Here is an 11,994-nt window from a genome sequence, read left to right on the forward strand (position 1 = left end):
GGGGCGCTATGTATCAGGCAACGCTTAGCCGGCGCAGCTACCGTTTCAATGATTTACGCCAACTGATGGCAAAGGCGTCACCGGCCCGTTCCGGCGATTTTCTGGCGGAGGTGGCGGCGGAGAGCGCGGAAGAACGCATGGCGGCGCGCATTGCGCTGGCGGAGGTGCCGCTGAAAACGTTTTTGCAGCAGCTGCTGGTGCCTTACGAAGAAGATGAGGTCACGCGGCTGATTATCGACAGCCACGATGCCGTGGCCTTCGCGCCGATCTCCCATCTGACGGTGGGGGATTTCCGCGACTGGTTGCTGAGCGAGCAGGCGGACAGCGCAATGCTGGCGCAGGTCGCCCCCGGGATTACGCCAGAAATGGCGGCGGCGGTGAGCAAGCTTATGCGCAATCAGGATCTGATCCTGGTGGCGAAGAAGTGCCGGGTGGTGACGCGATTTCGCAATACTCTCGGCCTGCCAGGCCGCATCAGCGTGCGCTTGCAGCCTAATCACCCGACCGACAGCCTGCAGGGCATCGCCGCCAGCATGCTCGATGGCCTGCTGTACGGCAGCGGGGACGCGGTGGTCGGCATCAACCCGGCCAGCGACAGCCTGCCGCTGCTGGAAAAGCTCAATTACATGCTGGATGACGTGATCCAGCGTTTCGCCATTCCCACGCAGTCCTGCGTGCTGACGCACGTCACCAATACGCTGCGGCTGATGGAACGCGGTGCGCCGGTGGATCTGGTGTTTCAGTCGATCGCCGGCACCGAGGCCGCCAACAGCGGTTTCGGCATTAATCTGGCGCTGCTGGCGGAAGCGCAGCAGGCGGCGCTGAGCCTCAATCGCGGCACGTTGGGCAATAACGTGATGTATTTCGAAACCGGGCAGGGCAGTTGCCTGTCGGCCAATGCGCATCACGGCATCGATCAGCAAACCTGCGAGGCGCGTGCTTATGCAGTGGCGCGCCATTTCTCCCCGTTATTGATCAATACCGTGGTCGGGTTTATCGGCCCGGAGTATCTGTATGACGGTAAACAGATTATTCGCGCCGGGCTGGAGGATCACTTCTGCGGCAAGCTGCTCGGCCTGCCGCTGGGGTGCGACGTGTGCTACACCAATCATGCGGAGGCGGATCAGGATGACATGGACACGTTGCTGACGCTGTTGGCCACCGCCGGATTAACCTTTTTGATTGGCGTGCCGGGAGCGGACGACATCATGCTCAATTATCAGAGCACCTCCTTCCATGACGCGTTGTATATCCGCGAACTGCTGGGGCTCAAACACGCACCGGAGTTTGCCGACTGGCTGGTGAAAATGCATATCACCGACGATCTGGGGCGGCTGCGTGACACCGCCGCCAATCACCCGCTGTTGTTGGCGCTGCAGGGAGAGAATTGATGAGCAAACCGGTTCACGTCAACAGCTGGGATGCGCTGCGCGCCTTTACCGATGCGCGTATCGCGTTGGGTCGCACCGGCGCCAGCCTGCCCACCGGTGAGCTGCTTAAATTCGGTTTGGCGCATGCGCAGGCGCGCGATGCGGTACACCAGCCGTTCGACAGCGATACGCTGGCCGGGGCGTTGCAGGAGAGGGGCTGGCAAACCTTGACGGTGCACAGCCAGGCCGCTGATCGCACCGCTTACCTGAGCCGGCCGGATCTGGGGCGTCGTTTGGCGGCGGACAGCCGCAGTCTGCTGCTGGGCCTGCCGGACAAGGCGGCCGATCTGCTGCTGGTGGTGGCGGACGGTCTGTCTTCCAAGGCGGTGCACCGTCAGGCATTACCGCTGTTGCAGGCGCTGCGGCCTTATCTCGATCTGTTGGGGCTTTCCGTGGCACCCGTGGTGCTGGCGCATCAGTCGCGGGTGGCGCTGGGGGATGATATCGGCGAGTGTCTGCGGGCAAAAGCGGTGGCGATATTGATTGGCGAGCGGCCGGGTCTGTCGTCGCCGGACAGCCTGGGCATTTACCTGACCTGGGGGCCGAACACCCGGCGGCGCGAGTCGGAGCGCAACTGTATCTCCAACGTTCGCCCGGAAGGGCTGGATTATCCGCAGGCGGCGTTCAAGCTGGCGTGGCTGCTGGAACAGGCGTTTCAGCGGGGTCTGACCGGGATTGAACTGAAGGACGAAAGCGATAACCCGGCGTTGTATGGCCGGGTATTGCCGCTTCATTCCCAACTGGGGGGCTGACCGATACTTTGCTGCAGCAGGGTAGTGAAGACGTTTAAGCGGGCGGAGATCTTGGCCACCGGCCGCAACAGATAGATGCCCTGTTGTTCCCGGCGCGGATCCTCGAGCACTTGCTGCAGGCTACCGGCCTGGATATCCGGGCCAACTACCCAGTTGGGTAAAAAGGTGATCCCCAGCCCAAGCAGCGCCGCCTGGCGCTGGGCGGTAAAGTCATTGCAGCGCAGCACCATACGGCAACGGTTCAGCAGTTGTCCGCTGAGGATTTGTGTCCAGCAGGCGGGCTGCTGTTTATTATAGCGGGCGATCAACCGATGTTCCGGCAGCGCGTTCAGGTCATCAGGGCGGCCATAGCGGGCGATATAGCCGGGGCTGGCGCACATGACCCAGCGTTGCGTGGCTATTCGGCTGGCATACAGTCCGCTGTCTTTTTGTTCGCCGATGCGGATGGCGGCGTCCAATAACTCCTGCGTCGGATCGGTCTGGCGTTCGGTCAGATCCAGATCGACAAACAGCTGCGGATAGCGTTCAGCCAGCGTCGGCAACAGCGGCAGGATGTAGGTTTTGCCAAAGGTCGGCAGGCAACTGATACGCAACGTTCCCTGCGGCATATCACTTAGCGAGGCCAGTTCGGCGCGGATATCGGTAATGTCCGACAGCAGCGCCGCCGCCCGTGTCTTCAGCATCTCCCCGGCATCCGTCAGCATCAGGCCGCGCGTCGAGCGGATAAACAGCGTGGTGCCAAGGGCGCTTTCCAGTGCGTCGATGTGGCGAACCAGCGAAGAGGGCACCATGCCCAGCTTGCGGGCGGCGGCGGAGAAGCTGCCCAACAGGGCCACTTCGAGAAATATCGGCAGATGTTCAACATAGCGGGCGTCATTCATCTTTGCATTATATGCAAAAGCGTTTCTTATGAATACCGGGTTCTCTGCCCACTGCATTACGGTTACTCTTTTTTAGGGGCTGACGGCCGACAAGAGCGAACCGAGATCCCGCCGCAAAGAGAAAAACAGATAAACTCAGCGGATTTTAGACCTTAAAACCACCCCATTTTCCCAGGCACCGCCATATGCCTGCGACAGTGATTGCTGCTTCAACACCAGAGTAAAGGTTCAATTTGACGCCGTGCCGGCCAACAATGGTTAGCGAATCTAAACCGTTGTTGAGGTTGGGCGTCGCCGGCCTGCCGTGCCGGTTTTTTTGTCGCCGTTGGCTGAATCGTTCCAACTGAACGCGTCGTCGGCGACATCTTTGCTTACTTTTCAGGTGAGCATTTTTGAACGCGCGGGGGCATTTCGCACCGCGCTGGTGGAGGAGTACGTAATGAACGAAAAGCAGGGTTGTTCCTGTGCGCACCATTTGGTGCAGGGTTTCGCCAGGCAGTCGGTGAGTGCCGGGGAGGGTGAAATCTATCAAATCTCGCTGATGAGCGCGTTAATCAGCGGCGTTTACGAAGGTGACGTGACCATTGCCGACTTGCTGCGACACGGCAACTTTGGCCTGGGCACCTTCAACCACCTTGATGGCGAATTGATCGCCTTTGATGATGAAATTCATCAGTTGCGCGCCGACGGCAGCGCGCGACCGGCCAGCCATGATCAGAAAACCCCTTTTGCCGTAGTCACTTTTTTCCAACCTAGCGTGACCCAAAGTTTCGATCGTCCTATCACCAAAGCGCAATTGCACCAGTGCATCGATGAGCAGGTGGCTTCGCCGAACCTGTTCTGCGCTGTACGCGTCGACGGCGTATTCAGCCATGTGGAAACCCGCACCGTGCCGCGTCAGGAGCGGCCCTATCGCCCGATGCTGGAGGCAATCGAGGAGCAACCGACCTTTGCCTTTCTCAAACGGCAGGGAACCCTGGTTGGCTTTCGTTCGCCGGACTACATGCAGGGAGTCGGCGTAGCCGGCTATCACGAACACTTTGTTACCGACGATCGCAGCGGCGGCGGCCATGTGCTGGATTACCAGCTTGACCAGGGTCGCCTGCAATTTGGCGTGATCACCCGTCTCAATCTTCAATTGCCGCATGATGCGGATTTTCTGCGCGCCGACCTCTGTCCGGAGGATTTGGACCGCGCGATTCGTTCTGCCGAGGGTTAATTCCGCGACAGCCGTTGGTGTATTTTCAGGAGGTGTGTTCCATGAACAAGGCAAAAACAGACAATAACTGGGCCTGTGGCGCAGATTTGGTGGTGAAAAATCTGGAGGCGCAGGGCGTCAAATACGTGTTCGGCATTCCGGGGGCGAAAATCGACCGGGTATTCGATTCGCTGGAGGACGCGCCGTCGATAGACACGGTGGTAGTGCGGCACGAGGCCAACGCGGCGTTTATGGCGGCGGCGGTGGGGCGGCTGACCGGCAAGGCGGGGGTGGCGCTGGTTACCTCCGGGCCTGGCAGTTCCAACCTGATCACCGGGCTGGCGACCGCCACCTCGGAAGGGGATGCGGTGGTAGCGATCGGCGGGGCGGTGAAGCGCGCCGATAACCTCAAACAGACCCACCAGAGCATGGATACCGTCAGCATGTTCCGGCCGGTGACCAAGTATTGCGCCGAAGTGCATGCCGGCGTGGCGATTTCCGAAGTGATCGCCAATGCCTTCCGCCATGCCGAGTTCGGCCGGCCTGGGGCGTCGTTCATCAGCTTGCCGATGGACATCGTGAATGAACCGGTCAGCGCACCGGTGCTGGCGGGGTGCCGCCTGCCACGCATGGGGGCTGCGGCCGCCGATGACATTCGCACGGCGGTAACCTTGATCCAGCAGGCGAAGTGCCCGGTTCTGCTGCTTGGCTTGCAGGCCAGCCGCCCGGAAAACAGCGAGGCGGTGCGTCATCTGCTGCACCGCACCCATATGCCGGTGGTGGGCACCTATCAGGCGGCGGGGGTGATCGACGTCAATCATTTCGCCAGGTTTGCCGGCCGCGTCGGGTTGTTCAACAACCAGCCGGCCGATCAACTGTTGCAGAAAGCCGATCTGGTGGTCAGCGTCGGCTACGGCCCGATCGAATACGATCCCTGCATGTGGAACAGCCAGGGCAAACTGAAGCTGGTGCATATCGACGTGTTGCCGGCGGATATCGATACCTGTTACCGTCCGGACGTGGAACTGGTGGGCAATATCAGCGCGACCCTCGATATGATGACCGAGGCCTTCAGCAGTGTGGTGAGCGTGCCGGCAGAGGTTGAACTGATCCTCAGCGATCTCGGGCGGCAACGCACCGAATTGGCCGAACGCGCCGCACGCCGTGGGGGCATGCCGATCCATCCGCTGCGCATCGTGAAAGAGCTGCAGGATATCGTCAGCGACGACGTCACGCTGTGCGTGGATATGGGCAGTTTTCACATCTGGATCGCACGCTATCTCTATAGCTTCCGTGCAAGGCAACTGCTGATCTCCAACGGCCAGCAGACCATGGGGGTGGCGCTGCCGTGGGCGATTGGCGCAGCGCTGGTGCGCCCGGGGGACAAAGTGGTGTCTATCTCCGGCGACGGCGGTTTTATGCAGTCGAGCATGGAGCTGGAAACCGCGGTGCGGCTGAAAAATAACATCGTGCACGTGATTTGGGTGGATAACGCCTACAACATGGTGGAAATGCAGGAGGTGAGTAAGTACCGACGTAAATCCGGCGTGGAATTTGGCCCGATCGATTTTAAAGCCTATGCGGAATCCTGCGGCGCGGTGGGGTTTGCCGTGCAGTCGGTAGATGACCTGCGGCCGATGCTGCGTAAAGCGATGGAAATTGAGGGACCGGTGGTGGTGGCGATCCCGGTCGACTATGCCGACAACTACAAACTGATGGCGCAGATGAACTTCAGCCAGATGATTTAATTTCATTTATGCCGGTTAACCACGGGGAGCGGCCTTCTGCGGCGCACCCCGTTTTTTATGCTCGAAATTTGTGCTTTACAACCCTAACTGCATGATTTATTGGTATCCGTCGGGTCCGTTTTCTATACCCTCTGAATGTCGAGTTACGGCCAGGCGACGGGTATAACCACTGGGGATGGCAGGATGAAAAGAAAAGCAATAACGACGACGCTGGGATTGTTGGCTCTGGCGATGATGGGCGGTGCACACGCCGGCACGCTGGTTTATTGTTCCGAAAGCTCGCCGGAGGGATTCAACCCGCAGTTGTTTACCTCGGGTCCTACCGTAGACGCCAGTTCTGCGACGATCTACAACCGGCTGGTGGATTTCAAAACCGGCACCGTCGAGCTGCAACCCAGCCTGGCGGAAAGCTGGGAAGTGAGCGAGGACGGCAAGCAGTACACTTTCCATCTGCGCAAGGGCGTGAAATTCCAGAGTAACAAGTTCTTTACGCCAACCCGCGACTTCAATGCCGACGACGTGATCTTCTCCTTCATGCGGCAAAAAGACGCCAATAATCCGTATCACAAGGTCTCCAACGGCGCTTACACCAATTTTGAATCCATGGAATTCGGCACGCTGATCGACAAGATTGTCAAAGTGGACGACAACACAGTGCGCTTTGAGCTTTCGCGCGCCGAAGCGCCGTTCGTGGCCGATCTCGGCATGTATTTCGCCACCATTTTATCGGCGGAATATGCCGGTGCGATGCTGAAGGCCGGCACGCCGCAGCGGGTCGATAACGACCCGATAGGCACCGGGCCGTTCCAACTGATGCAGTACCAAAAAGACGCGAAGATCCTCTACAAGGCGTTCGACCAGTATTGGGAGGGCAAACCGAAGATTGACCGCCTGGTGTTCTCGATAACCCCGGACGCTGCGGTGCGCTATGCCAAACTGCAAAAAAATGAATGCCAGGTGATGCCATTCCCCAACCCGGCGGATTTAGTGCGGATGCGGCAGGATCCGAACATTCGGGTGATGGAGAAATCCGGGTTGAATATCGGCTTCCTGGCATTTAACACCCAGAAAAAACCGCTGGATAACGTCAAGGTGCGCCAGGCGCTGGCGATGGCGGTAAATAAACCGGCGATTATCGAAGCGGTGTTCCACGGCGCGGGCCAGCAGGCGAAGAACCTGCTGCCGCCGACCCAGTGGGGCAGCAACGACAAGATTGAGGATTACCCGTACGCGCCGGAAAAAGCCAGACAACTGCTGCAGGAAGCCGGTTTGGGCCAGGGTTTTGCGATTGACCTGTGGGCGATGCCGGTACAGCGGCCATACAACCCTAACGCCAAACGCATGGCGGAGATGATCCAGTCTGATTGGGCGAAGATTGGCGTGAAGGCTAAAATTGTCACTTTCGAATGGGGCGAGTACTTGCAGCGGCTCAAAAATGGCGAGCATCAGACTGCGTTGGTGGGGTGGACCACCGCCAACGGCGATCCGGATAACTTCTTCGGCCCGTTGTTTACCTGTGTTTCGGCCAACGGCGGTTCAAACTCGGCCAAATGGTGCTACCCGCCGTTTGATAAGTTGATCCTGCAGGCGCGTGAAGAGAACGATCATGCCAAGCGGGTGGCGCTGTATGAGCAGGCGCAGGTGATGATGCATGAGCAGATGCCGGCGTTGATGATCGCCCACTCGACCATTTTTGAGCCGGTGCGCAAGGAAGTGAAAGGCTACGAAATCGATCCGTTCGGCAAGCATATTTTCAAGCAGGTATCGCTGGGGAAATAATAAAAAAGGGGCTGCGTGGCAGCCCCCGATCTTTCTCGACAGGCATCAGAAATGCGTGTTGATGCTCATGTAGTAAGTACGGCCCGGTTCGTTGTAGGTGGCAGCGCCCGCTCCGGCGATGTTGATGGCGCCGGTGTTGGGATCGCCAACGTTTTGCGCGTTGCCGGCGCGGAACTGGCGTTTGTCGAACAGGTTGTCGATACCGGCGGTGACGCTGACGTTTTTGGTGACGTCATAGGTCGCGCTGGCACCGACGATGGCGTAAGGGCTGACCTCGCGGGTTTCGCTGCCGGTCGCCGGTTTACCCTGATAGTTGTACTTTTTCGGCTTCTGACGGCCGTACCAGGTCAGGGTCGATTGCATTGACAGTTCCTGGGTCGCCTGCCAGCTCAGCGTCGAGTTGATGGTGAATTTAGGGATCACCGACAGATAATCGCCGGTGCTCTTGTTCTTGTTCTCGATCATGTAGGTGGCGTTGTTGCTCCAGGATACGGTCTCGCTGACCGGTACGTTCAGCGTCCCCTCCAGGCCCTGTACGACCGCTTTCGGCACGTTTTCCCACTGATAAACCGCCGTACCTGTGCTGCTGGTGGCGATTTTGCTGTTGCCCGCCTCGATCTTGTTGCGGTAATCGTTGCGGAAGTAAGTCACCCCGGCCAGCCAGCCTTCATTATGGAACTCCAGCCCGATCTCTTTGTTGATGCTGTTCTCCGCCTTCAGATCGTCGTTGCCGAGCAGATAGCAGCCATTTTTGGTATCGCTGGCCGCACAACCTTGCCCCTTGCTGTACAACAAATAGTTTTGGTTGGTCTGGAACAGCGTCGGCGCTTTATAGGCGCGGGCGATGCCCATTTTCAGCGTAAAGTTGTCGCCCAATTCCTGCGACAGGTTCAACGCCGGACTCCAGTTGTTGCCCGCTTCGGAGTGCAGGTCGTAACGCAGGCCGGGCGTCAGCATGGTGCTGTCAGTCAGCTCGATATTGTCTTCGGCGAACAGCGAGAAGATATTCGCCGAAGCGTAAGGGCTGCGAGTACCGGTCTCTGTGCCAGGGATGGTTCCGCCCATCAGCGTTTGGCTGGTTGACGTGCCATCCTTCATGCGCTGCTGGTTCCACTCGGTGCCCAGCGTGGCGGTTTGCGTGACGCCCAATTCAAACGGCACGCTGACTTCGCTGTGCGCCAGAAAATCGTCCAGCTTGGTGGTGCCGAAACCTTCATTTTTGGTGTCGAAAATACCTTCGGTGCCGCCGGCCAAACCTTCGTTCAGACGCGTATTGCGCGTGCGCTCGAACCTAATGTAATTGTTGGTGCCGACGCCGTTGTCCCAGGCGCCGCGATGGGTGAGGCCGAAGGTTTCGCGGTAGATGCGGTTGGTTTCCTCGCCGTAGTTGCTTTGCACCAGTGCGTTGGTGTTGGTGTTTTGCGTATCGCCGGCGTACAGGTTGCCCTGGCGGCCATAGGAATATTCAAACTCCAGCGACTGCAGGTGAGCGAAATCCCAGTGCAGCAGGGCGTCGATGTTTTTGTCGACTACCCCTTCGCGCCCGGAGGGAATGCTGCTGGCATAAGCGCCTGCGCGTTCGGATTTGTGCGATTCGTTAATATCCCAGGCATCCGCCTGCGTTTTGCTGTAGCCGCCGAACAGGCGGAAGCTTAACTGGTCGCTCAGCGGGCCGGACAAACTGAAGTCGGTGCGTTTGGTGGAGCCTTCCTGCTTATGCTGCGGCACGTTGAAATAGGTGTTCAGCGAGCCGTGCAGATCTTTGGTGTTTTTCTTGGTGATGATATTGACCACGCCGCCGGCGGCGCCGTTGCCATAGCGCGCTGCCGCAGGGCCGCGCAGCACTTCGATGCGTTCGATCATCTCTGGCGGCACCCAGGCGGTATCGCCGCGGCTGTCACGTTCGCCGCGCCAACCCTGGCGCACCGAGTTGCGGCTGCTGGCCGGGATGCCGTCGATCAGAATCAGGGTATTTTCCGGGCCCATACCGCGAATATCGATCTGACGATTGTTGCCGCGCTGGCCGCTGGTGGAGTTGCCGGTCAGGTTAACGCCGGGCATGGTGCGGATCAGTTCGCTGATATCGCGTGCCGGAGGGCGTTTTTTGATTTCGTCGGCGGTGATGGTGGACACCCCCGGCGCTTGCAGGTTCTGCCTGGCTGCGGTGACGACAATGGTGTCCTCGGCGGCTTCTTTTTTGCTTTTGGCGGCGGTATCGGTTTCTGCTGTGGTATCAGTTTGCTGTGCGGCGTGCGCAAAGGCGGACGCGCCTAACCCTAACCCGATGAGTGTGGCTAAGGAGTAACCTGAGAGTTTGCGGTTCATGTGAGTGTTCCTACCTTGCTGCCCTTCCCGGGGCACCGAAGACAGGCCTCCGGTAGAGAGAAGGGCGGTTGTAGTTTTTGTGTTTTCGGAAATAAAAATCCAACAGGCCGAGACGCAACGGCATTGGATTCAGCGCTAAAAAGCGGTATCCGTCCCTGTTGAAAAATACCTGCTCTGTTTACGAGCCTTAACACACTATTGCAAATGAAAATAATTATCAATAGTATTCGGTTTACCGTTTTTTTGGGCAGCGCCCCGCGCCGCGAATGTGCCGGCGTTTCTGCCGCTGCCAGCTAAAAGTGAATAGGCGTTTTGAAAACAAAATCCGAGTCAGAAAGCAGCAGATTATTATCGAGCAAGCACGCCGGGCGTCATGGATGGTGGCTGAATATCGCCAAACGCGGCACGCCGCTGGTGGAGCTGCAAGGCGATGGGCGAGGGAAGGTCACATTTTTATGGCGCGATCCTCAGGGATGTGAGCTCACTTCAGCCTATCAACGCGTCTGGATCCACATCAACTGCCTCACCGATCATCATCAGGCGTCACCACCACAGAGCTTGCAACGGCTGGCAGGCACCGACGTCTGGTATTGGCAAACCGAGCTGAGCGCCGACTGGCGTGGCAGCTACTGCTTTATACCCTGCATGGACGATAGACCGCTGACGCTCAGTGATGACGACGCGCATGCCAACATGCATTCGGTTCGCCACTGGTGGCATCAGGTGTTTGCCAGCGCCACCCAGGATCTGCTTAACCCTTATCGTTCCTGGCCCGGTGCCAACGGTAACCTCCTGTCCGGCTTGCATATGCCGGCGGCGCTGCCGCAACCGGCCTGGCAGGATTTCGATCGCTATGCGTCGGCCTGCGGGCGCTGTACCCCGGCTCCGCCCGCCAGGCTGCAACGCCACAGCTGGCACAGTGCGCGGCTGGGCAATACCCGTAACGTTTGGGTTTACACCACCGGCGACGGCAACCCGGCGCAACGGCCGCTGGCCCTGCTGCTGGACGGCCAGTTCTGGTCGAGCAACATGCCGGTCTGGGATCCGCTGATGCAACTGACGCGTGAAGGCAAACTGCCGGAGGCGGTTTATCTGTTGATTGACGCCATCGATCAAAAACAGCGTGCGCATGAGTTGACCTGCAATGAAGATTTTTGGCTGGCGGTGCAGGAAGAGCTGCTGCCGCAATTGGCTGAATGGGCACCGCACAGCGGCAGCCCTGCAAGCACGCTGGTGTGTGGCCAGAGCTTCGGCGGGCTCTCCTCGCTGTATGCCGGCCTTCACTGGCCGCAGCGTTTTGGCGGCGTGATTGCTCAGTCCGGCTCTTTCTGGTGGCCGCGTCGCGACATGTACCAACAATCTGCCGTGCCGGCCGATGCCGGTTGGTTGCTGCGCCAGGCCGAACAGGGCGTTGGCCGCAAGGGTGGATTGAAGGTGTTTATGGAAGCCGGCACCCACGAACAGGTGGCGCGCAGGGTGAATGACCGGATGGCGGGTGTGTTGCGTGATGCCGGCCATCAGGTGCAATACCGGGTGGTGGAAGGCGGGCACGATGCCCTGTGCTGGCGCGGTGGGTTGATCGACGGGCTGCAGGCGTTGTGGGCGGATCAGCCCGCAGCGCCATTCGCCAAGCTAACTTTCAAAGCCGAAGGAATCCGTGATGGAAACTCTGAACCCGTTCGATGATGAACACCAAATCTGCCTGATTCTGCAAAACGATGAGCGGCAATACAGCCTGTGGCCTGATTTCAGCGCAGTACCGGCGGGGTGGACGCCGGTTTTCGGCCCGGCGACACGTTCGCTGTGCGTGAGCTGGCTGGAACAGCATTGGCAGGATATGCGGCCCGCATCACTGCGTAAGGCGTGATGGCGCCATTACCG

Annotated in this window: 9 protein-coding genes; 7 read left to right on the forward strand and 2 right to left on the reverse strand. The window is 59.1% G+C overall.

Annotation, left to right across the window (positions count from 1 at the left end):
* The first annotated feature begins 8 nt into the window (after positions 1-8).
* Both V2S86_RS01690 and eutC read left to right on the forward strand, forming a co-directional pair.
* Positions 9-1,391 carry an ethanolamine ammonia-lyase subunit EutB gene (locus V2S86_RS01690; RefSeq protein ID WP_330760957.1) on the forward strand — a complete coding sequence of 461 codons (1,383 nt, stop codon included), beginning with the start codon at positions 9-11 and terminating at the stop codon, positions 1,389-1,391.
* A complete protein-coding gene (gene eutC, locus V2S86_RS01695) occupies positions 1,391-2,182 on the forward strand; it encodes an ethanolamine ammonia-lyase subunit EutC (protein ID WP_330760958.1) in 792 nt (263 codons plus the stop codon). Before V2S86_RS01690 ends, eutC begins: the two co-directional genes overlap by 1 nt.
* Here eutC and V2S86_RS01700 read toward each other — a convergent pair.
* The gene (locus tag V2S86_RS01700; protein ID WP_330760959.1) at positions 2,161-3,120 is read right to left on the reverse strand and encodes a LysR family transcriptional regulator; all 960 of its coding nucleotides are present in this window, start codon (positions 3,118-3,120) and stop codon (positions 2,161-2,163) included. The two genes, eutC and V2S86_RS01700, sit on opposite strands and share 22 nt — an antisense overlap.
* 382 nt (positions 3,121-3,502) lie before the next feature.
* On the opposite strand from V2S86_RS01700, the gene budA reads away from it, so the two are divergent.
* The 3 genes from budA (at position 3,503) to V2S86_RS01715 (ending at position 7,788) form a co-directional block, all read left to right on the forward strand.
* Positions 3,503-4,282: an acetolactate decarboxylase gene (budA, locus tag V2S86_RS01705; RefSeq protein ID WP_330760960.1), complete on the forward strand. Its 780-nt coding sequence runs from the start codon at positions 3,503-3,505 to the stop codon at positions 4,280-4,282.
* A 41-nt stretch (positions 4,283-4,323) separates the two neighbouring features.
* Positions 4,324-6,009, forward strand: a complete 1,686-nt coding sequence (gene alsS / locus V2S86_RS01710) for an acetolactate synthase AlsS (protein WP_330760961.1) — start codon at positions 4,324-4,326, stop codon at positions 6,007-6,009.
* Between the two features lie 183 nt (positions 6,010-6,192).
* On the forward strand, positions 6,193-7,788 hold the full coding sequence (locus V2S86_RS01715; RefSeq protein ID WP_330760962.1) for an ABC transporter substrate-binding protein: 1,596 nt from the start codon (positions 6,193-6,195) through the stop codon (positions 7,786-7,788).
* Between the two features lie 45 nt (positions 7,789-7,833).
* Here the strand turns inward: V2S86_RS01715 and V2S86_RS01720 are convergent, their stop codons facing one another.
* Entirely contained in the window at positions 7,834-10,113 is a 2,280-nt protein-coding gene (locus tag V2S86_RS01720; protein WP_330760963.1) for a TonB-dependent siderophore receptor, read from the reverse strand.
* A 312-nt stretch (positions 10,114-10,425) separates the two neighbouring features.
* Here V2S86_RS01720 and fes point away from each other — a divergent pair, with 312 nt between their 5' ends.
* Both fes and V2S86_RS01730 read left to right on the forward strand, forming a co-directional pair.
* Complete coding sequence (gene fes / locus V2S86_RS01725; RefSeq protein WP_330760964.1) at positions 10,426-11,799, forward strand: enterochelin esterase; 1,374 nt, start codon at positions 10,426-10,428, stop codon at positions 11,797-11,799.
* Positions 11,774-11,980, forward strand: a complete 207-nt coding sequence (locus V2S86_RS01730; protein ID WP_330760965.1) for an MbtH family protein — start codon at positions 11,774-11,776, stop codon at positions 11,978-11,980. The genes fes and V2S86_RS01730 overlap by 26 nt, the downstream gene beginning before the upstream one ends.
* Positions 11,981-11,994: the final 14 nt, after the last annotated feature.

The sequence above is a fragment of the Serratia sp. C2(1) genome (assembly GCF_036352655.1).
Lineage (GTDB): Bacteria > Pseudomonadota > Gammaproteobacteria > Enterobacterales > Enterobacteriaceae > Serratia > Serratia inhibens.